Origin of the sequence: Variovorax defluvii (assembly GCF_039541515.1) — a bacterium.
Lineage (GTDB): Bacteria > Pseudomonadota > Gammaproteobacteria > Burkholderiales > Burkholderiaceae_C > Variovorax > Variovorax defluvii.
The window spans coordinates 53,192-77,095 of the sequence record NZ_BAABGJ010000076.1 but is presented as its reverse complement, the minus strand read 5'-3'; the positions used below and the strand labels follow the sequence as shown (position 1 = coordinate 77,095).

The following is a 23,904-nucleotide window of genomic DNA, read 5'->3' as shown; positions in this document are numbered from 1 at the left end:
GGCGCGCAGCAGTTCGACCATCAGGGTGGCCTGGTCGTGGGCGGTGGCCTGGTTGTCGAGAACCGCACCCAGGGCGCCCTTCTGGATGCCGAAGGTGGGGGAGTACTCGACGTTGTTGCGGACGTACTGGTAGATGAGGTCCGGGTGGTTGCGCAGGGACCGGGCCAGTTCGGCGATGGAGGCCGGGCCCAGGGGGCTGGCGTCGCCGGAGATCTTGGCGGCGGAGGTACTGCGCGTGGAGAGCTTTCCGATGTCGCTCTTGCGCGCCGCGGTGGTGCCCTGGTTGACGTGGCAGGAAGGGTTCGCGAGGACAGCACGCGCTCGGCCTCGGCGAAGGTGACGGGGGGCATGTTGGCGCGCAGGACGCCGGGGGCGGGGGCGAACTCGGTGCTGGTCGACGTGGTGGCGCCTGTGCCTCGGGTGGTAATGCCAACATCTTTGGCACCCTCCTTGACGGCCTCGCGCCGCACGGGGTCCTTGGTGCTGGGCAGGTCGGCCGCCTGGTACTGCAGCGCTGGCTGGCCGCTGGTGAAGGCCACGGGACTGCCCGAGCGTGTCGCCGTGCTGGAAGACGAGCGCTGGCTGAGGTGGGTCTTCGTTGTCGCATTGGAGTTCGCATTGGCAGCGGCTGCCGGAACACCAAGGGCAATGGAAGGCGCTGCAGTCTTGCGAGCATTGCCGCTCTGGATCTGCGCGGCAGCGATGCCGCCTGCAAGCGATGTGGCAACGGCCACGACAACGGCGCAGGCGCGCGCGAGCTTGGGCATGGGAACCCCCTGGAAGTTTTTATTGGAGAACTGCTGCACGCACCGCGCGTGCAGCAGCGAGAGCAAGACCAGCCGGTCTGCTAAGGCGTGGTGGTCACCACCGAGCTTCGATTGCCTGCAGCGTCGTAGCTGTAGGTGATCGTGGTGGTGGAAGCGCCGCTGGTGTAGACGGTGCTGGCCAAACGGCCCAGCGCGTCATACGTGAAATTCACCGAGCCGGCATGGGCGGCGAGCACTGCGGTGCAAAGGCAAGCGGCAAGGACTGTGCGGCTCCACATGCGCGCCGGAAGACGGCGACGAGATGGCATCGAAGCGAGTGACCTCGATGCAAGCAAACTGAAAGCTTGTGCTGGCGATGCAGCGGAGTTTTTGTTTTTCAAGGGGGTCCCGGTTTTTTACGTGGCGCGGACTGTAGTTCAGAACAAGGCCAAACCCCGCCGAAGGAATCTCGCTTTTTGTCGCATCAATCTCGCGGCGAACCTCTCCGCCGGAAGTTCGGAGACATCGCGACTGTAAGCGCCTAAAAGCCGCGACTCCTGGCCCCACCGGGGCGCGCGAACCGGGTTAAAGCTGCCGCGGGTCTCGACGCGTCTATACGTTCCAAGTAGTCCGAATAGCAAAGCACATGCTTGAGATTGAACCCTTCGGGCTCCTCGATCACCACGTAGGAGTACCAAGCGTCGTCGCCTTCAATCTTCGTAGCAGTGTGCAGGCAACTCCGCCAATCTTTGTAGATCGACGAGTAGATGCCTTGAGTTTTGGGAAAATAAGGAATGACCTCCCCGCTGCGGAGGCGCGTGAGCAGTTGCTCGGGCGCGCCCTGGTCGTACGCAATTTCATGCGTCGACTGAACTTGGCTTTCATTTTGAACAACGAGTAAATAGGATGCACCGGTGGCATCTAGCATAAGCATGCCGTCAGGCGCACATGTCAAATAATATTCGACAATGTTGTATTGTGCGCATAGTTCCTTGAATCGTGCTGCCAGCTTTCGATCTCTCAGAAATCGATGCAGACCGACCGACAAAGAATCGGAAAGCATGCTTTGCATTTCCTCGAAATGATAAGCCTGCATTTCCAAAACTGCTTGATCGAGGATTTCGAGTGCATTCGGATCCTGCTTGCGGATGAAGCGGTCGATGAGCCCCCCATTGAACGCTTCGACCGCGATCCGCTCATCTGCCTTGCCAGTCAAAAGAATTTTTTTAATCAGTGGATTCTGAATTTGGCGGCAAAACTCCACTCCATTCATCTGCGGCATGTCGTAGTCAACCACCACCACCGGAATTTGATCAAAACGTCGCTCATCATGGACCTTGCGATGGATCAGGCCCAAGCTAATGTCGATGACTTGGTGGTCGTGGTCGGCTTCGTCTCTTCCTTGATAGAGGGAGAAAAGGCCATTTATCAAGGGTTCGGTCTGCAATTTCTGGCTCTTGAGCAACATCAGTGCTTCGGAGGTGGATTGAAGCAATCGATACGCCAGCGTTGGATGAAGCTGCAGGCTCAAATTGGAAAGAAAATCATAGCTATCATCGACGAATGCCACCGTTGTCGGAAAGAAGAACGGCGGAATCTTAAAGTTAGTCATGATTGGATTCTTGGAAATTTCAAGCTGAACTCGCAGAATTCGCCGAGTATTGAAGAGCATTCGATGGTGCCGCCGAACGCTTGAACGACTTCGCTGCAGAAGGCCAGCCCAATTCCTGAGCCAAGAATGTTGTCACCGGTTGCAGGCAGCGAATAGAACCGCTTGAAAATATGAGGCAACACTTCGCTAGGTATGCCGGCTGCAGTATCTCGAAATACAAGTTGATTGCACTGCGAGGAACTGACGGCACGAATGCAAATCTCGCCTTTGCCAGTCATTGCAATATGACGCAGAGAGTTTTTTAGCAAGTTGAATATCACGTGTACCATTAACAATTCAACGCCTTCGAAGATAAAGTCATTTCCGGTGACGGGCGCTATCTGAGATATTTCATCGACAGAGAAAGGATAGCGCTCCAAGGCGATTCTGATGCATCGCATCATGGAGCAAGGCGAAAGGTCTTCGTGTCCGAGCTTGGGTAAACGCGTATTTGTAATGAGTATGTCAATGATTGCATTTGAGTAATTAGCTTCGGTTTCGATGCGCTCCAGCACACCTTCGATGGTTGCCAAATGGGATCTTCGTATGGCGACGACTGGTAAACTGTTTTCACGAGCCAATTGGTAGGCGGAAAGCAACGCCGGCAGAAAATTACGCAGGCCGGCGGCACCGCTTCGGATTCCCAGCAGCGGAGTACGCAATTCATGGGCGATGCTGCCGGCGGTGGCAAGCATGGCGCGCTCCTGCTCAAGCCGTACGACTTCAGTGACATAGTTCGCGAGCGTTCCCAGGACCACTGCAAAGAAGATGATTGGCAAGTGAATCAGAGTGACATGTTCGAGGCGAGGTGCTTCCGTCGTGAGAGAGTAAGCGAGCCACGCCAGTCCGACGCCGACAATGCAATGAACGATGAGCGTGATCCAATCGAGCAATAGCACCATGACAAACACTGCAATCAGCGTCGATTCGATCCACACAACCGAGCTGTTGTTCTTAAAGAGCATCAAGCTAAAGAAAAACGGCAATGCGTAGAGCAAGGCCAGATACCAGTATGCAGTCCAGCATTTTTTCAGTATGGAGGGCCAATGCCGTTCGAGCAGGATGGGCAGAAAAAGTGCGCCCCCAATCAATCGTAGTGGCAAACTTTCATAAGGCTGTGGAAAAACATAACGCCAAATGAAGTAATAAAGAGGAAATCCAATGATTGCCACGGCCGCGAACGTCTTGCGGCGGCGCTCGAAATATTCGGCATTTCGGTGCGCTCGCTCAAAGAGTTGCAGCAGCGCGCGACGAGTTCGCTTTGTTATATTCATTCGAGTTCCGAGTTGAAGCGAAGTCGAGGCGCTGGCGTCTTCTGCGTGAAGATGGCCACTCAGAGAGGCCGATTTCCGATCGAATGTCTTTGCACGTTTTAATGATTCGAGCGAGATCCATTTCACTCAGCGCTGTGTTGATGGAAAATCTCATTAGCGAACGATTTTTTGGAGTTGCGGGAGCACAGAAGACCGAGCCGAAAATTCCTCGCGCTTCCAAAGCATCGCGCAGAACTATCGTCTGCTGTTCTGTGCCCGCCTCCAGTGAAATTATTTGGCTTTGGCTATCGTTGAGGTTGTAGCCGAGTTCTTTCAGACCATTTCTCAACGTTTCTGCGTTAGTGTGCAGTTGCTGCCTGCGCCAATCTCCTTGACGAACAACGTCCAAGGTCGCATCCAGCCCGGCAACCTCGTGCGGCAGCAGCGTCGAGCTGAAAATCGCCGGATTGGATTCGAATTTAAAATACTCCTTGAATAGCTGCGGACAAGCGACGAATCCAGCGCGGCCCGCGAACGCCTTGGCCAGGCTGGCTGTGCGAAAGTGAACTCGATGGAGCAGTCCCATGGCAACCACCAGACCTTCGCCATGTGGACCATGCGTACCAAGGGAGTGAGATTCATCAACGACCAGCACGCAGCCTTCCCGATGGCAAATTTCAGCCACTTCTGGCAAAGGGCAGACACTACCGTTGGTGCTGTAGATGGAATCCACCAACACGACGCCCGGTCCATATCGCAGAATTTGTCGCTCCAGGTGCTCTGGGTCGTTATGGAATATGGTTACGGGTTTGGCGCCGGCACTGCGGATTCCTTCCCATAGTGAGTTGTGCGCCAATATGTCTACGTAAACAGGCGTATGCTCGTCGGCGATCGTCTGTATCAAGCCCGTGTTGGCGCACCATCCTGACTGGCACAGTACTCCGGACTCGGCATGCATGAACGAGGCAAGGCGATCTTCAAGCAGCAGTTGCGGACATGTGCCACGCAAAAATATTCCTGATGTCAGCATGCCATTGCCGTTTTGACGGACGCTGTCGACCATGGCGGAAATGATTTTGGGATGCCTCGCAAGCGACAGATAGTCGTTGCTGGAGAGATGCAAAGCATTGTCACCCGGCGTTCTGCCGCGCATGATGTGCCCGCCGCCCCATGTTTTCGTCACTCTTTCCCGGTAATAACGTTCTATTCGGGTTGCGAGAAATCCAGGTACGTTGGTGTTATAAAAATTGGCTGCCGTCCATGCAGCGGCAAAATTGCTCATTTCATTGCTCCCCCTGTCAAGAAGTCCGAGAATTGCGCACTTTCGTTTTCAACTTTATTGAAATCGAGGGACGCCCTTCTGGCGAGGGCGCAAAATTACCCCAAGGGTTCCAGTCAATCACCTCGCTGCGACACTTGCTCAGATTTGCAAGAGCCAGCGCTCCACCGCATCCACCCGCGCCCGCTTGATCGCCTCAGCGATCCGGGGCCCCACGGCGCCGCCGGCGAGCGCGCGCGCCGCGATCGGCGCGGTCTCGACCGCTTGTGCCGCCGCCAAGGCTCCGTGCAGACGCTGCCGCTGCGGATACGGCCGATCCGCCATCCCCAACCGCCCACGCGCATCGCATTCGCAGGCCAGCAGCGCCTGCGCGAACCGCTTCGGCTTGCGGAAGGCATCGCAGCGCTCGAGTAGCCGCACCAAGGCCTGGGCGCCGAGGTTCTCGCTGCGATGAATGTTGCCGTGCTCGCGTGCCACGACGTCGGCCAGTTCGCGCAACTCGACCGGTACACGCCAGCGCTCGCAGACGCCGCGCAGAAGCTTGGCGCTGCGCTGCTCGTGGCCGTGGTGCCGCGGCAGCGCCTCTTCACGCGTGGTGCCCTTGCCCAGGTCGTGGACCAGGCAGGCAAAGCGCACCGGCAGCGGCGCGTCGAGCCGGGCTGCCATGTCCAGCACCAGCATCAGGTGGATCCCGGTATCGACTTCAGGGTGATGGGCCTCGGGCTGCGGCACGCCCCACAGGCGGTCGACTTCGGGCAGCAGTACGGACAGCGCGCCACAGGCGCGCAGCACCTCGAACATGCGCGAGGGCCTGGCCGCCATCAGCCCACGCGCGAGTTCCTGCCAGACGCGTTCGGGCACCAGGGCGTCGGCCTCGCCGGCATCGACCATCTCGCGCATCAGGGCCATGGTTTCCGGCGCGACCTCGAAATCGGAGAAGCGGGCAGCGAGGCGGGCAACACGCAGGATGCGCACCGGGTCTTCGCGGAAGGCTTCGGTCACGTGGCGCAGGCACTTGCGTTCCAGGTCGCGGCGGCCGTGGTAGGGATCGATGAGGTGATCGAGCCCGAGGGGTTCCCGGGCATGCTCGGCCGGCAGCGCGATCGCGTTGACCGTGAGGTCGCGCCGGGCGAGATCCTGCTCCAGCGTGACGTCGGGCGAGGCATGGATGGTGAAGCCGCGGTAGCCCGGCGCACTCTTGCGCTCGGTGCGGGCCAGCGCGTATTCCTCGCGGGTCTGCGGATGGAGGAAAACCGGGAAGTCGCGGCCCACGGGCAGAAAGCCCTGCGCAACCATCTCTTCAGGCGTGGCGCCGACCACGACCCAGTCGCGGTCGCTGCCAGGGCGGCCGAGCAGGGCATCGCGGACGGCGCCGCCGACGAGGAAGGTTCTCATCGGCCGGAGTTTAAGGAGGCCCGAGCTCACAGAAGCCGTGGATGAATCCGGCGCGTCCGGGCAACTCGAACGCGGCGGGTTCGTTCACGGCTTCTCAACCCTCATCGCGACGCGCGATAGGGCTCGTCCATGACCACGAAGCGCTTCTCTTCGAGCGCCTCGTCGATCCAGGCCCTCACGCCGGGCAGGGCGCGAATGCGCGCGACATACGCCGAGACCTCTTCCGGCACCGGCAGGCCGTAGTTCGCAATGCGCATGCACACCGGCGCGAAGTAGGCGTCCGCGATGCCGAACTCGCCGAACAGCATCGGCCCGCCGTGGGCCTGCAGCAGGCCACTCCACATCTGCACGATGCGCGCCAGGTCGGCCCGCACCTGCGGCTGGTCGCGCAAAATGATGCGGCCTTGTTCGCGCAGGTCGGCCTCGATGTTCATGCCGCAGTGGGTGCGCAGCGCCCCGAAGCCTGAATGCATCTCGGCGCAGACGCTGCGAGCCTGCGCGCGCAGGGCCTTGTCGCGCGGCCAGAGTGCCTTGTCCGGATGGCTCTCCGCCAGGTACTCGCAGATCGCCAGCGTGTCGTAGACCACGATGCCGCCATCGACCAGCACCGGCACGCGGCCGACCGGATTGATGGCCTCGATGGTCTTCTTGAAATTCGAGCCCGCATCGAAGGTGTCGAAGTGCACCATCACCTCCTCGAAGGCGATGCCGGCCTGCTTCATCAGCACCCAGGGGCGCATCGACCAGGACGAGTAGTTCTTGTTGCCGATATAGAGCTGGAGCATGGCAGTCCTCTTTCGTTCGCGGGGCTGAAAAGCCTTCGATGCTAGCCGCCGGCCGCGGCACCATTGATGACGAAGACGCGCGGAATTGATGCTTCAGCGCCTGTCCTCGTCGCGGGGCGGGACGGCGACGGGCTGCTTGTCATCGCCCGCTGGCGGCCCGATCACCCGCTCGATGCCCTTGACGAAATGCGGGACCAGCCCCAGCACGGCGAGTGCCAGGAGCGCACTGAGCACCGCGGTGAGTTCGCGGCCCAGGCCGCACGCCATGCCGATGGCTGCTGTCATCCACAGGCCGGCGGCGGTGGTGAGGCCCTGGACATGCTGCTCGTCGCGGCCCTGCTTGAGAATCGTGCCTGCGCAGAGGAAGCCGACCCCGGCCACCAGGCCCTGAATGACCCGGCTCATGTCGGCCGGCTCGATGCCTGCCTGCTGCGGCACGAGCACGAACATCGCCGAGCCGATCGCCACCAGCATGTGGGTGCGCACGCCGGCCGCCTTGCCCTGCTGCTCGCGCTCGAAGCCGAGAGCGAAGCCGAGCACCGCGGCCAGCAGCAGCCGAACGAAGATGCGGGTGGCCTGGGCGACGTCTCCCACGTCCGAGAACTCGGCCGCGACAGTGTCGGCGACCGCGTCCCACCAGTTCATTCGGCAGCCCCCGGCCGGCTTGCCGCGTCCTGCGCTTCATGGGGCGGGGCGGTGGTCATCAAGGCAGGTCCTTGTTGGGCTCGGGCAGGGCGGCGTCGCGCGGACCGACGGTGCCGAGGCGCTCCTTGAGCGACTGGGGCCGGCCGGTGATCAGGGCGGCGTAGTTGGTGGTGTTGGCCAGCACCTTCTTGACGTAGTCGCGGGTCTCGTTGAAGGGCACGTTCTCGGCCCAGATGGCGGCTTCCACCACCGGGCCATTGCGCCAGTTGCGGGGGCGGCCGGGGCCGGCGTTGTAGGCGGCAGCCGCCAGGGGCATGGAGCCGTCGAAGTCGTCCAGCGCCAGCTTCAGGTAGTTGGTGCCGATGGTGATGTTGATGTCGCGGTCGTTGATCAGACCGGGGGTGAAGCTGCCCAGGCCGATCTTGCGCGCCGTCCATCTGGCGGTGGCAGGCATCACCTGCATCAGGCCGGAGGCGCCGACACCGGAGCGCGCGTCCATGATGAAGCGGCTTTCCTGGCGGATGAGGCCGTAGACGTAGGCGGGGTCGAGGCCGATCTCCTCGCTCTTCCTGAGCACGGTGTCGTGGAAGGGCATGGGGAAGCGTTGCTCCGCGTCGATCATGCCCTTGGTGCGCTCGCTGGTGTTGATGCAGCGGTCCCACACCTCGCGCTGGCAGGCGAAGTCGGCGGCGGCGAGCAGCTCGCGGTCGCCCATGCCGCCCTTGTCGTGCAGGTTGGTGGCGTAGTTCCACTCGCGCACGCCCTCGGGGCGCAGGCCGATCGCGATGGCGTAGAGGGCGCGGTTGAGGGCGGGGCTGTTGCGGGCCGCGGCCTTTTCCTCGGCGGTGAGGGGGGCGGGGCGCGTCGGGGTGCTGGCGCGCTGGCCGAGTTCCTCCAGCGCCAGCAGCTCGTAGAAGCCACGGGTGCCGGCGATGGATTCGTAGAGGGCGCGGGCCTCGGCGCGGCGCTCGTCGCCGCCCTGGGCATGCAGGGCGCGAGCCTTCCAGTAGACCCAGGTCGGATCCTGCTGGGTCGATTCGCTCATGGCGTTGATGGCGGCGCGCACTTCCTTCCAGTTGCCGCTGCGCAGGGCCGCGCGCGTCTTCCAGGCCAGCATGTCGTCGGACAGGTCGGCGTTCCTGGTGACGTTGGCGAAGGCGCTGTTGGCGGCGGGCGAGAGCTTCAGCGCGTGCTGCCGGCCGATCGCGCCCCAGACCCAGTTGCGCTCCTCGGGTGAGAGCATCACGCTCCACTTGCTTTCGAGCTGCGAGGCGGCCATGTCGGGGTCGGCGATGGTCATCTTGATCAGCGCCAGCGTCACCAGCTCGCGCCGGGCCTTTCCCGGAGCGACGCCGCGGCCGGCCAGGAACTTCGCCATGCTCGCGTTGAGTTCGTCGAACAGCGGCACGGCATCCGGCGAAGCCAGCATGACCGCGGCGCGTGCGGCCTGCGGTCGGTTGGCCTCGATGGCCAGGCGCGCCTTCTTCCAGGCGTCGTTGGGCGACATCATGCGGGCCGAGATCATGCGATCGGCGGCCGTGAGGCAGCCGTCGTCCAATTCGCGCTGGCCCAGCCAGTTGCGGCGCACCTCCTCGGCCTGTGCGGCCGTGGGGGTGCCGGTGCGCAGGGCCTCGACCAGCACCGCATAGCAGCGCACCTGGGGGTCGTCGTTCATGCGGAAGTCGGGATGCAGCCGCGCGAAGGCCTCCCAATCCCGCCGCTGGCCGAGCAGGACGAGCCAGTCGTTGCGCAGACGGTCCGCCTGGTAGGTGCCGGCGTAGCGGGAGAGAAAGTCTTCCACCTCGGAGGGGCTGGCCTCGCCCAGCCGCGCCCGCAGCTCCCAATAGGCGGCCCAGGGCTCCAGCAGGTGGCCGCGAGCCTGCGGCAACAGGGCCGCGAGGCGGGCCTTGTCGCCGCGCTGGGCGGCCTGCTTCATCTGCAGCAGCACGTCGTCGTTGCCGTTCTGCGCGTGCGCCGCCTGCACCGGCAGCAGCAGGGCGGCTGCGAGGACGAAGGCGAGGGGGAGAAGGCGGGTGGGAACAGGAGCGCGAAGGCGGGTGCGCACCGGTGACAAAATGCTTGCGAACTGCATCGGGGGATTATGGACAAGTCAAAGGGCGCCGACACCTCGGCCACTGCCAACTTTCTCAAGCAACAGCTGCGTTCCGCACTGATCGAGCAACGTCTTTCGATGCCGGACCGCCTGGCACGCGCCGACCTGCTGCAGCGGGTGATGCGCATCTGGCTGGTCGGCCGGCCCGACACGGTCATCGGCGCCTATTGGCCGATCAAGGGCGAGTTCGATCCGCTGCCCGCGCTGCATCGCTGGAAGGAGGATGGCGAGCTCCAGGGCGAGCCGAAGCGCCGCCGCATCGGCCTGCCGGTGGTCGACCGCGTCCACAAGACGCTGACCTTCCATGCCTGGTACCCGGGTTGCCCGATGGAGAACGACGCCTACGATATCCCCAAGCCCAAGGACACGGAGCTCATCGTGCCCACGTTGCTGTTCGTGCCCTGCCTGGGCTACAGCGCGGGCGGCTACCGGCTGGGCTACGGCGGCGGCTTCTACGACCGCACGCTGGCGGCGCTGGAGCCGCGCCCCTTCACGGTCGGGCTGGGCTTCACGAACGGCTTCCTGGAAGACTTCGAGCCGGAGGCCCATGACCTCCCTCTCGATGCGATCCTGAACGACAACGGCGTCGTCTGGCCGATCACTTGACTCTCCCCCAGGCTCCCCCACTTCGTGTGGTCCGCCAACCCCCTCACCGGGGGCGACACCAGTGGCCCGGCAAAGCCGGTTCCACGGTGTCTCCCGAAGGCGCCTAGCTCCGCCGGCCGCACGAGGGCATTCAGTCCATCCGGTCAACGGTCTCGGGATCAGGCACCTCGCCGATGGTCTGGCGCGTGATGGCTGCCTGTGACTCCAGCCAGTCGCGGAAGGCCTGGATCTCCGGCCGCTGCAGGCTTCGCGGGCCGACGAGCAGCCAGTAGGCCATCGGCGAATCCATGCGGTGCTGCGGCAGCACCTCCACCAGGTCGCCGTTGGCCAGGCTCTCGGCAATCAGCGAGCTGCGCGCCAGCACCACGCCCTGTCCGGCCAGCGCGGCCTGCACCATCTGATAGGCGTAGTTGAAGTAGAGCCAGCGCTTGGGCTGGGCGCGCTGCAGGCCGTGCACGTCGAACCAGCGCCGCCAGGTCAGCCATTCCAGGTGGGTGCGGTGCGCGTCGCCGGCCTCGATGAGGGTGAAGCGGCCGATGTCGGCCGGCGCCTTGATCGGCGGATTGCTCTTGATGAGCCAGGGGCTGGCCACCGGCGTCAGGGTCTCGCCGAACAGGCGGATCGCGCCGGCCGGCATGTTCTCGGCGGGACCGTAGCGCAGCGCGATGTCGATGTCGGCCAGCTCCATGTCGACTGCCGTGTCGCTGGCGTCGATGCGGATGTCGATGTCCGGGTTGTCGCGCTGAAAGGCCTCCAGCCGCGGGATCAGCCACATCGACGCGAAGGAGGCGAAGGTGGTGAGGGCCACGCTCTTGCGCCCCGCGCTCTGCCGGATCTGCCGCACGGCGCCATCGATGCGCGGCAGGGCCTGCTGCACCGCCAGCAGCAGTTGCGCGCCCGCGCTGGTGAGTTCCACCGCGCGCGTGTGGCGCAGGAACAGGCTCACGCCCACCTCTTCCTCCAGCGACTGGATCTGCCGGCTGACGGCCGACTGGGTCAGCGCCATTTCCTCCGCGGCAGCTCGGAAGTTCAGGTGCCGGGCCACTGCCTCGAAGGCGCGCAGATGGCCGGCCGAGATCGGGCGGGAACGCAGGTGGGTCTGCGAATGCTGCATGGGGCTGGGTCTGGATTGATGCGAATGCGGAATCAGTAGGCTATCGCGTTTTCATTGGACCACCAAGGGCAGACGACGGATCATTCATTCCCGAAGCGCGAAATTGCGCTGATGGAGAAACCCCTCAGGAGCCTCGTATGTCCGCCGTCTGCACCACCACCACCACGACTTTCCCCTTGTCGCCGGATCACGTTCGGCGTCCCGCCGCCGCGGTTCCGCCGGCCGTGCGCCGCGGTGCGTGGCAGCTGGGCTACGGCGAGGCGACCAGCCTGCGGGCCTCCGGAGCGAGCGTGCTGCGCATCCGCCAGGGCCGCGTCTGGGTCACGCGCGATGCCACGGACCAGTGGGGCAGCGAAGACCTGGTGCTGGCGCCCGGCGAGACGCTTCGCATCGAGGCCGGTCAGCGCATCGTGATGGAGCCGTGGGACACCCATGGCGCCACCTACAGCTGGGACGCTGAATAAAGTTCTCCCCCAGGCTCCCCCACTTCGTGTGGTCCGCCAACCCCCTCACCGGGGGCAACACCAGCGGCCCGGCAAAGCCGGTTCCGCGAAGGATGTTGCTCTCCCCCAGGCTCCCCCACTTCGTGTGGTCCGCCAACCCCCTCACCGGGGGCAACACCAGCGGCCCGGCAAAGCCGGTTCCGCGGTGTTCCTCGAATGGCGCGCGCCGGTTTCATGCAACTTGGGCTGTGCCGAGGCCCTTCCGTTCTTACGTTCAGATGTCCCAGCGGGGGCGCAGCGCGATGAACTGCGCCAGCGCCTCCGCACCGTCGAGCCGGCTCAGTTCCGCCACGTCCTCGCGTTCCTCGACGTGGGCCAGCCCCATGTCGAAGCGACGGTAGCGGCGCAGCGAAATCGACCCTTCGTGCAGCACCTTCATGTCGACGTGTCGCGCGTCGGCCTCCAGGCGGTTCAGCAGGCGCAGCACGTTCCGTCGCGGTCCCTCGACATGCTGGCAGAAGCGCTGGCCGTCGAACACAAGCAGCCCGGTGATCGCCTCCTGCGCGTTGCGTGCGCGGGCCTGCGCGACGATGTGGCCGACGATGTCGGTGGGCAGGCCGGGGGCCAGCGTGCTGCAGTAAAGGATCTCGTGCAAGGGTTCTGTCATTGCGTCGTCGAAGGGCGTGCGCAGTTTAGGAGCGCGCCGACCTCCGCGAAATGTGAAAAGACATACACCTCCGGCCTATAGTCCGGCCGTGAATTTCGAGATCCATTTCCAAGCCATGCAGCCGCCCACGGGCGCGCATCCCTGCGAGCGCTGCCTGTTGCGCGGCAACCCGGCCTTCCTGGCGGTCACGGCCGAAGACCTGCGTCTGATCGAGTCCTTCCGCACCGGCACGCGCACCGTCGAGGCCGGCCGTGCGGTCATCGAGGAGGACCACCCGAGCCCGCAGCTCTACACGGTCTATTCCGGCTGGGCCTTCCGCTACAAATCGCTGAGCGACGGCCGCCGGCAGATCCTGGGCTTCCTGCTGCCCGGCGATTTCATCGGCTTGCAGGACGAGTTCGCCGACGGCCACACGCACGGCGTGGAGGCGGTGACCGATGTCACGCTCTGCAGCTTCGCGCGCGACCGGCTGTGGCCGCTGTTCCATGCCCAGCCCAAGCTGGGCTATCACATCACATGGCTGGCGGCGCGCGAGGAGAAGATGGTGGACGACAACCTGGTCACCGCCGGACGGCGCAACGCGGCCGAGCGCGTGGCGATGCTGCTGATGCACCTGTATCGGCGCGCCGAGCGCGTGGGCATGGCGCGCGAGGGCTGGGTGGCCTTCCCCTTCAACCAGCAGCACATCGCCGACGCGCTGGGCCTGTCGCTGGTGCACACCAACAAGACGCTGCGGCGGCTGCAGCGGCTCGGGCTGTACCGGCTGGAGGGCGGGTGGCTGCGCATCCTCGAGCCGCATGCCCTGCAGACGCTGGGCGACTACTTCGAGCGGCCGCTGCAGCCCGCGCCGTTGATCTGACCGCGTTCACCCGGGGCCGCCGCCGCCATCGCGTATCGTAGAGGCCTGTCCGCTTGCGGACCTTGCCCCACTCCGGCGTCGCCGCCGGCCAAATCCCTTGACCGTCGCCGCCTACCTGTGAAGCTCATGCCCCGTCTGCGCCAGATCGCCATGGTCGGTGGCGTCGAAACCTTCGGCGTTGCCATCGGCGGCATCGCCGGCCTGCTCATCGTCAACGTGCTGCCGAAGGACCAGTACGCCGCCTACACCTTCCTGGTCGCCTGCATGACCCTCATCATGGGCGTCACGGACCTGGGCCTGGCCCATTGCTGCCTGCCGATCGTGGGCCAGCGGGCCGGCGAGCAGCATTGGGTGGTGGGCGTGTGCCATCAGGTCTTCCGCAAGCGCTGGCTGCTGCTGGGGCTGGGACTGCTGCTGGTGGTGCCGTACTGGTTCTACAGCTCTCGGCAGCACGGCTGGTCGGGCGCGCCCTATTGGGTGGCCTCGTTGCTGATGCTGGCGGTGGTGCTGCTCACGCTGCGGGAGCACTATGCCAACACGGTGCTGCTGATCCTCAGCCGGATCTCGACGCTCAACCGCGTGGCCTTCAGCGCGCACAGCGTGCGCATCGCCTTCGTCGGTGCGGTGCTGCTGCTGCCCATCACGTCCTGGTCGATGGTCGGCATCGTGCTGGCCACCGCTGCGGCGAGCTTCGTCAGCGTGCTGCTCTACCGCAGGGCCTTCCGGCGCCACGAGGTCGTCGATGCGCACCTAGACGCCGAGTCCGCGCACAGGGTCGACCGGGAGATCATCCGCATCGCCAAGCCCCTGGTGCTGCCGGGCATCTTCTACCAGGTGCAAGGGGTGATCACCGTCTTCCTGGTGTCGATGTTCGGCACCGCCAGCATGCTGGCCGAGGTCGGCGCCTTCGGCCGGCTGGCGATGGTGCTGATGGTGGTGGACCGCGTGACCAACGTGCTGCTGTTCCCGGCCATCGCGCGCGCGCCGATGGGGCCGCGCCTGAGCACGATCGTCGCGCAGGCGCACGTGGCCTATTTCGCGATGGGCGGGCTGGTGCTGTTGACCTCCTTCTTTCTGCCGCAGTACTGGATCCTGCTGCTGGGCAAGCAGTACGCGAGCATGACGCCGCTGGTGTGGATGGTGTTTCTCGCCTCCATCCTGATGAATGCTTCGGGCTTCGCCTTCCGCACCCTGTCGGTCCGCGGCGCGACGGCGGGGCAGACCTACAGCATCCCGGTGACGCTGATCACGCAGGTGCTCTTCCTGTGGCTGGTGGGCATCAGCGACCTGCGCTCGGTGCTGTGGTTCGGCATCGCGACCAGCCTGGCCAACTTCGGCTACCAGTACGCGCTGCTGGCGCTGCGCTGGACGGGCTGGCGCCGCGAACCGGCGCCCGAGGACGCTCAGGCGCGCCTGTAGACGCGGCCGATCGCGGCCGCGATATTCAGGGCCAGCTCGTTCTTGCGCAGCTCGCCGTCCGAGTACACCCGGATCGGCGCATTGGCGTATTTCCAGTACCACTTGCTCGCCGCCGACGGTGGCCGTCCGCGCAGGGCATGGCCGACGAAGCCGCCATGCCAGGGTTTGAGCGAGCCGATCGCGTGCGAGAGGTAGTAGCCGCCCGGCGCGAAGTCCATGGCCTCCGGACCGGCGGTGTTCAGCGGGGCCTCGCAGACGGTCAGCGCGAAGTTCAGCGCGTCCTGGTCGGTCGAGTGGAACAACGCGGCCGAGCCGCCGGCCTTGAGCTGCTTGGCGCCCTCGTTGTATTCCACCACCAGGTCGCACAGCCGCCGCCACAAGTCCAGGAAGTCGAGGTGGGCGCGCGAGACCGCGATGAAGCCGGCGTTGTAGTAGCGGTCCAGGTCCCGCCGCGGCGTGATGCCGTGCGGCGCGAAAAAGCGGGCCCACAACAGACGCTTGGGGTGGCGCGCCGGGAAGCACCAGTTGACGTCCTCGGCCAGCGAGATGCCGTCTTCGCTGAACCAGCCGCACAGGGACGGCCAGTCGCACTTCACCACGATGTCCGGGTCGATGTAGGCCACGATGTCGGCCTGCGGCGAATGCTTCTCCAGCATCTCGCGGATGAAGGTGGGCTTGTAGTAGGTGAAGTGCAGGGGCGTGTCCAGCTCCTGCATGCGCAGCACCAGGCCCGACCCCACGGGCATCCGTCCGCTGGCGCGGTCGTACGCGGGCGAATCGACGATCCAGCCCGGCAGAACGCCGCGGTAGCCCACCCAGAGTTCGCCCTGGTAGCCGGCGGCGATCAGCGAATTCGCCAGGGCGGCCACGCCGTAGTGGTAGTTCTTCTCGAAGAGCGTGCAAAGGGTGATGTTCATGGATGCTGGGGTTTCCGTCGTTGCTGCGTCGTTGCGGCAGAGTGTAAACAAATGTTCTACATGGGCGCGTGACGGATGCCTCAAAGGGCCGCCGCCAGATCGCCCAAGTCGCGTTCGTAGGCCTGCAGCCGGCGCACCGCCTGTTCGCGCTGCCGGGGGGTGGTGCTGTTGTGCAGTGCCGCCAGGTGGCGGCAGCCTTCCTCCTGCAGCGCCTGCTGCTGCTCGCGCCAGGGGCCGGGCGGCGGGTCGGCGACACGCTGCACGTAGGCATGGATGGCGGCGCGGGCTTCGGCCGGCGGCGGGCGGCGGGACTGGAAGCCGCGCAGCAAGGCCAGTGCCTCCTGCTGACGCGCGCGGCGCTCGCGGTCCAGGGCGCGCGGGTCGAACACCGACTGCGCCACCTGCCGCTTGAGCAACTCGCGCTGGGCCGCATCGAGGGGGCCGTAGAAGTCCTCGTGGCGGTCGAGGAAGCGCTCGTACCGTCTCTCCTTCCAGCGTGCCGGCGCGCGCTCCAGCCATTCCTTGCGGTACTCGGCGTTGTTCTTCGCGTACTTGTGGTCGAGCTGGTCCACCTGCGCCGGGCTCAGGCTCAGCGCCAGCTCGGTGCCCGGGCCTTCGGCCTGCACCGCCACGACGAGCAGGCGCTCGCGGATGCGGTCGACGAAGTCGCACACCTGCCGTGGCGTGATGTCGCCGGGCGCCAGGGCCTGGGCCTCGCGCAGCAGGGCGGTGATCTTCGGCAGTTCGCTGCGGCGGTGCCAGGCCAGCAGACTGGCCAGTTCGTCGCGCACGCGCGGCATCTGAGCGCCATCGAAATCGAGGTAGCTGTCGAGCCACCAGTAGCTCAGTTCCGGCAGGTTGTTGTAGGCCAGCTTGACCGCGCTGCAGGAAGCCAGCACGGCGGCCACGAGCAGCGCGCCGATAATTCGCGCCAGCCAGAAGCAACGCAATCGAGAAAGCATGAACAGGACTCCACAGGAACACCGGGAACCGGTCGATGTCGTCATCATGGCGGCCGGCAAGGGCACGCGCATGAAAAGCAGCCTGCCCAAAGTGTTGCATCGTTTGGGTGGCCGTGCCCTGGTGGCGCACGTGGTCGACACCGCCGCGCGCGTCGGCGCCCGGCACGTGGTGGTGGTCACCGGCCATGGCGCGACCGATGTCGAAGCCGCACTCGGCGAGGGCGTGGCCGGCGTGGTGCCGCAGTTTGCGCGCCAGGTGCCGCAGCTGGGCACCGGCCATGCGATGCAGCAGGCCGTGCCGCTCCTGCCCGACGACGGCACGGTGGTGGTGCTCTCGGGCGACGTGCCCCTCATCGGCGAGGCCACCCTGCGCGACCTGATCGCCCAGAGTGCCGGACGCCGGCTCGCGCTGCTCACCATCGAGGCCGAGAACCCGACAGGCTACGGCCGCATCGTTCGCGCCCCCGCCGCCGACCCGGACACCGAGGGCGAGGTGCAAGCCATCGTCGAGGAAAAGGACGCGAGCGAGACGCAGCGCGCCATCCGCGAGATCTACACCGGCGTGATGGCGGTGCCGACGCAGCTGCTCCGGCCCTGGCTCGCGCGGCTGGACAACAGGAACGCCCAGGGCGAGTACTACCTGACCGACGTGGTCGGCTTCGCCACCATCGACGGCGTGCCGGTGGTGGCGCACCGTGTCGAAGACCCGCTGGAAGTGGCGGGCATCAACACGCCGGCCCAGCTGGCGGCACTCGAGCGTGCCTACCAGCGGCGTCAGGCCGACGCGCTGCTGGAACAGGGCGTGCGGCTGGCCGATCCGGCGCGCATCGACGTGCGCGGCTCGCTGGTCTGCGAAGCGGACGTGGAGATCGACGTCAACTGCGTCTTCGAGGGGGCCGTCTCGCTGGGTGCGGGCGTGCGCGTGGGGGCCAACTGCGTGATCGCCAATGCACGTATCGACACGGGAGCCATCATCCATCCCTTCACCCACATCGACGGCGAGAAGGCCGGCGCGACGGTGGGCGTGGGCGCGCTGGTCGGGCCCTTCGCCCGGCTGCGGCCTGGCGCGCGCCTGGGGCCGGAGGTCCACATCGGCAACTTCGTCGAGATCAAGAATTCCACGCTGGCGGCCGGCGCCAAGGCCAACCACCTGGCCTACCTGGGTGACGCCACCGTCGGCGAGCGTGTCAACTACGGCGCCGGCAGCATCACGGCCAACTACGACGGCGCTCACAAGCATCGCACGGTCATCGGGGACGACGTGCACATCGGCAGCAACTGCGTGCTGGTGGCGCCGATCACCATCGGCGCGGGCGGCACCATCGGCGGCGGCTCCACCGTGACCAAGAGCACCGAGCCGGGCGGGCTCACCATCTCGCGCAGCCGACAGGTCAGCTACCCGAACTGGAAGCGCCCGAAAAAATAAGGCCCCCTGGACTTCTCACGTCACGGCGCTGCGTGTGCTTCTCCACCGCCCGAGGGGGAGCCGCGGCCGCCTTGCGACGGCCCGGCGGCGGGCGGCGGGCCCGAAGGCGTCGCCGGCGGCAGCGGCATGCGCGTGTCGAACTTCGCCCGCTTGATGCTGAAGAAGGCCTTCACGTTGCGCACGTTGGCATCCGTGGTGAACAGGCGCTGTGCCAAGGCCTGGTAGCCGGGCATGTCGCGCACCGTCGCGATCAGCACGAAATCGGGACCGGGCGAGACCCGATAGCACTGCTGCACGGCCTCGTCGGCCACGACCCTGGCCTCGAACGCGTCCAGGGACGCGGCGTCCTGCCGGTCCAGCGACACCTCGATCACTGCCGTGAGCACCGCGCCGACGCGTTGCGGATCGAGCAGGGCCACCTCGCGCGCGATCCAGCCCCCTTCATGCAGCCGCCGGACGCGGCGCAGACAGGTCGCAGGGGACAGGTTGAAGCGTTCGGCCAAGGCCTGATTGCTGTGGGAGGCGTCGTGCTGGAGGGCGTCCAAAAGCTGCAAGTCGGTCGCGTCCATGCAATCACGTTTCTCAGTCGATGATGAGATGAAATATTACTGCAGATGGCGTGAAATGTGAAATATCCATTCTGATTTGTTAATTCATTGATCACAAATTTCACTTCGGTCTCCTACCATCCCTACCTTTCATCCACAGGAGCCTCTTCATGTGTGGCATCGTCGGCGCCGTCTCCGCACGCAACATCGTTCCCATCCTCGTCCAGGGCCTGCAGCGCCTGGAATACCGCGGTTACGACTCCTGCGGCGTCGCCGTGCATGCCGGGGGATTGCAGCGTGCCCGCACCACCGCTCGCGTTGCTGACCTGCTGACCCAGGTGGCGGAGGACCGGATCGACGGCCACACCGGCATTGCCCACACCCGCTGGGCCACGCACGGCGCGCCGGCCGTGCACAACGCCCACCCCCACTTCAGCCACGGCCCCGGCGCCGGCGCAGGCACCACGCGCCCGGGCCGAATTGCACTCGTGCACAACGGCATCATCGAAAACCACGAAAGCCTGCGCGCCAGGCTGCAGGCCAAGGGCTACGTCTTCGAGAGCCAGACCGACACCGAGGTCATCGCGCACCTGATCGACAGCCACTACGACGGCGATCTCTTCGAGGCCCTGAAGACCAGCGTGCAGCAGCTGCAGGGCGCCTATGCCATCGCCGCGATCTGCCGCGACGAGCCGCACCGCGTGGTGGGTGCGCGCGCCGGCTCGCCGCTGATCCTCGGCGTCGGCAAGGAAGGCGGCGAGAACTTCCTGGCCAGCGACGCCATGGCCCTCGCCGGCGTGACCGACCAGATCGTCTACCTGGAGGAGGGCGACGTGGTCGACATCCAGCCCGGCCGCTACTGGATCGCCGACCGGGCCCACAAGCCTGTGGACCGCCCGGTGCGCACCGTGCTCGCCCACAGCGGGGCCGCCGAGCTGGGGCCCTACCGCCACTTCATGCAGAAAGAGATCTTCGAGCAGCCGCGCGCCATCGGCGACACGCTGGAAGGCATCGAGGGCATCGTGCCCGAGCTCTTCGACGGCATGGCGCAGGATGGAACCCCCGGTGCCGCGGCCTGGCGCGTGTTCAAGGAGATCGACAAGATCCTCATCCTCGCCTGCGGCACCAGCTACTACAGCGGCTGCACCGCCAAGTACTGGCTGGAGAGCATCGCGAAGCTGCCCACCCAGGTCGAGATCGCCAGCGAATACCGCTACCGCGATTCCGTGCCCGACCCCAAGACCCTGGTCGTGACCATCAGCCAGTCCGGCGAAACGGCCGACACGCTCGCGGCGCTGCGCCATGCGCGCTCGCTGGGCATGGAGCAGACGCTGACCGTGTGCAACGTCGCCACCAGCGCGATGGTGCGCGAGTGCAAGTTGGCCTACATCACGCGCGCGGGCGTCGAGATCGGTGTCGCATCGACCAAGGCCTTCACCACCCAGCTGGCGGGCCTGTTCCTCCTGACGCTGACGCTGGCCCAGGCCAAGGGCCGGTTGAGCGAGGCGGAGGAGGGGCGGTACCTGAAAGAGATGCGCCATCTGCCCGTCGCGCTGCAGTCCGTGCTGGCGCTGGAGCCGCAGATCATCAGCTGGGCCGAGGACTTCGCACGCAAGGAGAACGCGCTCTTCCTCGGCCGCGGTTTGCACTACCCGATCGCGCTGGAAGGTGCGCTCAAGCTCAAGGAAGTGACCTACATCCACGCCGAAGCCTACGCTGCCGGCGAACTCAAGCACGGGCCGCTGGCGCTGGTGACCAGCGAGATGCCTGTCGTGGCGGTGGCGCCCAACGACGCGCTGCTGGAAAAGCTCAAGAGCAATCTGCAGGAAGTGCGCGCGCGCGGCGGCGTGCTCTATGTGCTCGCAGACGGCGATACGCACATCGAAAGCGGCGAAGGCCTTCACGTGATTCGCATGCCCGAGCACTACGGTGCGCTGTCACCGCTGCTGCATGTGGTGCCTCTGCAATTGCTGGCCTATCACACGGCGTGTGCGCGGGGGACGGATGTGGACAAGCCTCGGAATCTGGCGAAGTCGGTGACGGTCGAGTAGGCGTTGTTGTCCCATCAGGGTACAGACATCATGCTATGAGGGATTTGCCGACGGCCCCCCTCCCCATGGCGCAAGTGCAGCGCATGACGACGGTGGCGGCATGTCAACATGCGTTCGGGGCCTGGTCTCCGTCACGACGCCGATTGGGTCGTGAGCCGCGGCTATCCGCTCTCGGTGCTGGGCCGCAAGGGCAGTTGGCTCAAGGTGCGCGACTTCGAGAACGACCGCGGCTGGGTGCTGCGCTCCATGGTGAACCGGACGCCTCACCACATCGTCGTCTCCAACGTGGCCAACATGCGCCGCTCGCCCGGCACAAACAGCCGGATTGTCGGACGGGCCAAGTATGGCGACGTGCTGCGTACCCTCGACCGCCGCGGGGCCTGGATCAAAGTGCGACACGAACGCGGCACGACGGGGTGGGTGGCGCGCAGACTTGTCTGGGGCTGGTAGGCCCGGCGACACCGCCTGCTCCTGGTCATGCGTGATCTGCGGCTGGCCTACGTGCCGGTGCGCACGGCCGTGCAATCCGCACCCGACCTAGAATGACCCGGCAATGCCGGCACAGCGCTCCTCGCACGATTCACATCCCGTTGTCGCAGCCCTCATCCGGATCGCAACGCAGACGCGCGGGTTGCGCGTGGTGGTCCAGGCGATCCGCAACTACATCCTTCACCAGAGCGCGAACCAGGCGGGAAGCATGTCCTTCTCGCTGCTCCTGTCCCTGTTTCCGCTGCTGATTCTCCTGTCGGCGGCAGCGGCCTTCATCGGCGAACCCGGCGACGCCGCCGCGCTGGCGACGCGGGCGCTGGAATACACGCCCGGTGTCGTGCGCACGGCCCTCCAGCCCGTGATCGATCAGGTTCTCGCGCAACGCAGCCGGACGTTGGTGGCGGTGGGGGCGCTTGTCACGCTCTGGACGGCGTCGTCGGGCATGCAAGCCGTGCGCACGGCCTTGAATCGCGCCTATGGCGTCGAACGCGGCGCGGCGTTCTGGCAGGCGCGGATCAAGGTCACTCTTTTCACGATCGTGGTCGGCAGCGGTGTGCTCGTCGCCTTCAGTTCCGTGGTCATCCTGCCGTACGCGTGGCAACTGCTCAACGCGCATGGCGCCGGCGGCGAGATCTGGCTGCACGCGGCGGTGCGCTACCTCCTGGCTTTCGCGGCCCTGGTGGTGCTGTACATCCTGATGTACGCCTTCCTGCCGGACATCCGGCAGCGCGCCGTGACCGTCATCCCGGGTGCGCTGGTCGGCGCGGCGATGTGGGTCGGGGCGGCCTACGTGCTGTCGTACACCTTGCGAACGGCAGGCAAGCTGGCGCTGATCTACGGCGGGTTCGCCGGTACCGTCGCGACGCTGATCTTTCTCTACCTCAGCGCCACGACCCTGATCTTCGGCGCGGAGATCAACGGCGTGTTGCGCAAGCCCTCGCCTGATTCCTCGGGATCGTGAAGTGGCCCTGACGCCCGGCCGGTTGTTCCACACTGAGCGCCTGCATCCGACAGAGGCGCGCAAGGGGTCTGCAGCATGCTTCGCAAGCTCTTGTTCAAAAGCCTGACCTTTTTGCGCTCCACCTTCTGGATCGTGCCGGGTGCGATGGTTCTGGCGGGCGCGGTTGCCGCAATCGCGCTCGTCTGGCTGGATCGCCATGGCTGGTCGACCCGATGGATCAGTCCCGAGTACCTTTACGACGGCGGCATGACCGGCGCCCGGACGCTGCTCGGCGCCGTGGCCTCCTCGTCCATCGCCGTGGCCGGCACCCTGTTCTCGATCACCATCGCGGCCCTGTCGCTGACCGCCGGGCAGATGGGGCCACGGTTGCTGCGCAACTTCACGGCCGACAGGGGCAGCCAATTGACGCTGGGTGCGTTCCTGGCAACCTTCGCCTATTCGCTGCTGGTTCTGCGCAGCGTCCGCAGCGTGGAGGAAGGAGATTTCGTTCCACACCTGGCGATGACCGTCGACCTCCTGATGGCAGGCGTGTGCGTGGGGATGCTGGTCTATTTCATCGGCCACATGGCCGGGCGGATCAACGTCGACACGGTGGTCGAACTGGTCAGCCAGGATCTTCGCAGCGCGCTCGATGCACTTTGCTCCGAGGCCGCGCGGCAAGAGGCGGTGCCAGAATCCTTCTGGGCGGATGCCGAGACGGTGTGCGACCCGCGCCGCGGATATGTGCAGCACCTGGACACCGCCATGCTGGCCCAGTGGGCCGCCGATCGCGAGCTTGTCATCCGGATGCTCGTGCGCCCCGGCGATTACGTTTTTCCCCACACACCCATTGCTTTGGTCCGCCCCCGATGCGAGGGAGCGGACCAGGCGATCCGGACCGCTACCTCGCTGGGAACCGAGCGCACGACGGCGCACGATCCCGCGCATGCGATCCGCCAACTGGTGGAGGTCGCGGTTCGAGCGTTGTCGCGCGGCATCAACGACCCCAACACTGCGATCGGCGTGCTTGACCGGCTCGGCGCGAGCCTGTGCGAGATCAGCCAGCACGAACTCGTCCAGGGCACCTACCGCGTTGCCGGCCATATCCACCTCGTGGTCCCCGCGATCGACTACGACGGCCTGGCCGACGTGATGTTCCACACCATCCGGCAGGAGGCTGCAAGCAGCGGAAGCGTTTCGGTGCTGACGCGGATGATCGACGTGCTCGCGGCTGTGGCCTTCTGCGAGCAACGCCCTCCACGAATCGAAACCTTGCGGCGGCATGCCGAGGCGATTGCGGCGGATGCCAGACGGACGATCGCGAACGCGGCCGATCTTCAAGCTTTCCTCGATCGCCTCGACGAGTTCCACCGGGCCAGCCGTATCGAAAGTCGTTGCAGGTGATGCCCGACCGGGAAAGTCGTGCGGTGTTCAACCCGAGGCGAGACCCGGCCCGCCACGGCGCCATGCCCACCGGCATCCGGCCCCGTCCGCGCGCTTGCGGCCTGGTCCTACAGCGGAAGAACGAGATTCCGACAAACCCGGCGCGCTGAAGCGCATCTATCTCGGTGAGCCGAAGACGTGCAGGCCGATGCA

At 65.5% G+C, this 23,904-nt stretch carries 22 protein-coding genes; 10 read left to right on the top strand and 12 right to left on the bottom strand.

Features of this window, described 5'->3' with window-relative positions; all coding sequences use genetic code 11:
- The coding region (locus tag ABEA07_RS20785) for a hypothetical protein (RefSeq protein ID WP_345540224.1) at window positions 1-906 on the top strand (906 nt) is incomplete at its 5' end.
- 381 nt (window positions 907-1,287) lie between these two features.
- On the opposite strand, the gene ABEA07_RS20780 is transcribed toward ABEA07_RS20785, so the two are convergent.
- The 7 genes from ABEA07_RS20780 to ABEA07_RS20750 form a co-directional block, all read right to left on the bottom strand.
- Window positions 1,288-2,358 (bottom strand): response regulator, encoded by a 1,071-nt coding sequence (locus ABEA07_RS20780; protein WP_345540223.1) that lies wholly within the window; start codon window positions 2,356-2,358, stop codon window positions 1,288-1,290.
- Window positions 2,355-3,671, bottom strand: a complete 1,317-nt coding sequence (locus tag ABEA07_RS20775) for a sensor histidine kinase (protein WP_345540222.1) — start codon at window positions 3,669-3,671, stop codon at window positions 2,355-2,357. Before ABEA07_RS20775 ends, ABEA07_RS20780 begins: the two co-directional genes overlap by 4 nt.
- Entirely contained in the window at window positions 3,625-4,932 is a 1,308-nt protein-coding gene (gene cqsA / locus ABEA07_RS20770) for an alpha-hydroxyketone-type quorum-sensing autoinducer synthase (protein WP_345540221.1), read from the bottom strand. Before cqsA ends, ABEA07_RS20775 begins: the two co-directional genes overlap by 47 nt.
- 138 nt (window positions 4,933-5,070) lie before the next feature.
- Window positions 5,071-6,324, bottom strand: coding sequence for a multifunctional CCA addition/repair protein (locus tag ABEA07_RS20765; protein WP_345540220.1), 1,254 nt, complete (start codon window positions 6,322-6,324; stop codon window positions 5,071-5,073).
- 101 nt (window positions 6,325-6,425) lie between these two features.
- A complete protein-coding gene (locus ABEA07_RS20760) occupies window positions 6,426-7,109 on the bottom strand; it encodes a glutathione S-transferase family protein (RefSeq protein ID WP_345540219.1) in 684 nt (227 codons plus the stop codon).
- Window positions 7,110-7,202: 93 nt separating this feature from the next.
- Complete coding sequence (locus ABEA07_RS20755) at window positions 7,203-7,754, bottom strand: MgtC/SapB family protein (RefSeq protein WP_345540217.1); 552 nt, start codon at window positions 7,752-7,754, stop codon at window positions 7,203-7,205.
- 58 nt (window positions 7,755-7,812) lie between these two features.
- Window positions 7,813-9,846, bottom strand: coding sequence for a lytic transglycosylase domain-containing protein (locus ABEA07_RS20750; protein ID WP_345540216.1), 2,034 nt, complete (start codon window positions 9,844-9,846; stop codon window positions 7,813-7,815).
- Window positions 9,847-9,855: 9 nt separating this feature from the next.
- On the opposite strand from ABEA07_RS20750, the gene ABEA07_RS20745 reads away from it, so the two are divergent.
- Entirely contained in the window at window positions 9,856-10,473 is a 618-nt protein-coding gene (locus ABEA07_RS20745; protein ID WP_345540215.1) for a 5-formyltetrahydrofolate cyclo-ligase, read from the top strand.
- A 130-nt stretch (window positions 10,474-10,603) separates the two neighbouring features.
- Here ABEA07_RS20745 and ABEA07_RS20740 read toward each other — a convergent pair whose 3' ends face one another.
- Window positions 10,604-11,587 carry a LysR substrate-binding domain-containing protein gene (locus ABEA07_RS20740; RefSeq protein WP_345540214.1) on the bottom strand — a complete coding sequence of 328 codons (984 nt, stop codon included), beginning with the start codon at window positions 11,585-11,587 and terminating at the stop codon, window positions 10,604-10,606.
- Window positions 11,588-11,724: 137 nt separating this feature from the next.
- Between ABEA07_RS20740 and ABEA07_RS20735 the strand changes: the two genes are divergently transcribed.
- The gene (locus tag ABEA07_RS20735; protein ID WP_345540213.1) at window positions 11,725-12,051 is read left to right on the top strand and encodes a DUF2917 domain-containing protein; all 327 of its coding nucleotides are present in this window, start codon (window positions 11,725-11,727) and stop codon (window positions 12,049-12,051) included.
- A gap of 253 nt (window positions 12,052-12,304) precedes the next feature.
- On the opposite strand, the gene ABEA07_RS20730 is transcribed toward ABEA07_RS20735, so the two are convergent.
- A complete protein-coding gene (locus ABEA07_RS20730) occupies window positions 12,305-12,697 on the bottom strand; it encodes a BLUF domain-containing protein (protein ID WP_345540211.1) in 393 nt (130 codons plus the stop codon).
- 115 nt (window positions 12,698-12,812) lie between these two features.
- Here ABEA07_RS20730 and ABEA07_RS20725 point away from each other — a divergent pair, with 115 nt between their 5' ends.
- A complete protein-coding gene (locus ABEA07_RS20725; protein WP_345540209.1) occupies window positions 12,813-13,556 on the top strand; it encodes a Crp/Fnr family transcriptional regulator in 744 nt (247 codons plus the stop codon).
- 126 nt (window positions 13,557-13,682) lie between these two features.
- Window positions 13,683-14,975, top strand: a complete 1,293-nt coding sequence (locus ABEA07_RS20720; protein WP_345540207.1) for a polysaccharide biosynthesis protein — start codon at window positions 13,683-13,685, stop codon at window positions 14,973-14,975.
- Here ABEA07_RS20720 and ABEA07_RS20715 read toward each other — a convergent pair.
- Together ABEA07_RS20715 and ABEA07_RS20710 are read right to left on the bottom strand one after the other, a co-directional pair.
- Window positions 14,960-15,892: a hypothetical protein gene (locus tag ABEA07_RS20715; RefSeq protein ID WP_345540206.1), complete on the bottom strand. Its 933-nt coding sequence runs from the start codon at window positions 15,890-15,892 to the stop codon at window positions 14,960-14,962. The two genes, ABEA07_RS20720 and ABEA07_RS20715, sit on opposite strands and share 16 nt — an antisense overlap.
- Window positions 15,893-15,972: 80 nt before the next feature.
- Window positions 15,973-16,854, bottom strand: a complete 882-nt coding sequence (locus ABEA07_RS20710) for a DUF6279 family lipoprotein (RefSeq protein WP_345540204.1) — start codon at window positions 16,852-16,854, stop codon at window positions 15,973-15,975.
- Here ABEA07_RS20710 and glmU point away from each other — a divergent pair.
- A complete protein-coding gene (gene glmU, locus ABEA07_RS20705; protein ID WP_345540202.1) occupies window positions 16,853-18,280 on the top strand; it encodes a bifunctional UDP-N-acetylglucosamine diphosphorylase/glucosamine-1-phosphate N-acetyltransferase GlmU in 1,428 nt (475 codons plus the stop codon). The two genes, ABEA07_RS20710 and glmU, sit on opposite strands and share 2 nt — an antisense overlap.
- A 20-nt stretch (window positions 18,281-18,300) precedes the next feature.
- Here glmU and ABEA07_RS20700 read toward each other — a convergent pair whose 3' ends face one another.
- The gene (locus tag ABEA07_RS20700) at window positions 18,301-18,849 is read right to left on the bottom strand and encodes an Lrp/AsnC family transcriptional regulator (RefSeq protein WP_345540201.1); all 549 of its coding nucleotides are present in this window, start codon (window positions 18,847-18,849) and stop codon (window positions 18,301-18,303) included.
- A gap of 149 nt (window positions 18,850-18,998) precedes the next feature.
- Between ABEA07_RS20700 and glmS the strand changes: the two genes are divergently transcribed.
- The 4 genes from glmS (at window position 18,999) to ABEA07_RS20680 (ending at window position 23,712) form a co-directional block, all read left to right on the top strand.
- On the top strand, window positions 18,999-20,879 hold the full coding sequence (glmS, locus tag ABEA07_RS20695) for a glutamine--fructose-6-phosphate transaminase (isomerizing) (protein WP_345540199.1): 1,881 nt from the start codon (window positions 18,999-19,001) through the stop codon (window positions 20,877-20,879).
- Window positions 20,880-20,987: 108 nt separating this feature from the next.
- Window positions 20,988-21,329, top strand: a complete 342-nt coding sequence (locus ABEA07_RS20690; protein WP_345540198.1) for an SH3 domain-containing protein — start codon at window positions 20,988-20,990, stop codon at window positions 21,327-21,329.
- 103 nt (window positions 21,330-21,432) lie between these two features.
- Window positions 21,433-22,329, top strand: a complete 897-nt coding sequence (locus ABEA07_RS20685) for a YihY/virulence factor BrkB family protein (protein WP_345540196.1) — start codon at window positions 21,433-21,435, stop codon at window positions 22,327-22,329.
- A 75-nt stretch (window positions 22,330-22,404) separates the two neighbouring features.
- Window positions 22,405-23,712 carry a DUF2254 domain-containing protein gene (locus tag ABEA07_RS20680; protein ID WP_345540195.1) on the top strand — a complete coding sequence of 436 codons (1,308 nt, stop codon included), beginning with the start codon at window positions 22,405-22,407 and terminating at the stop codon, window positions 23,710-23,712.
- The last annotated feature ends 192 nt before the right edge of the window (window positions 23,713-23,904 follow it).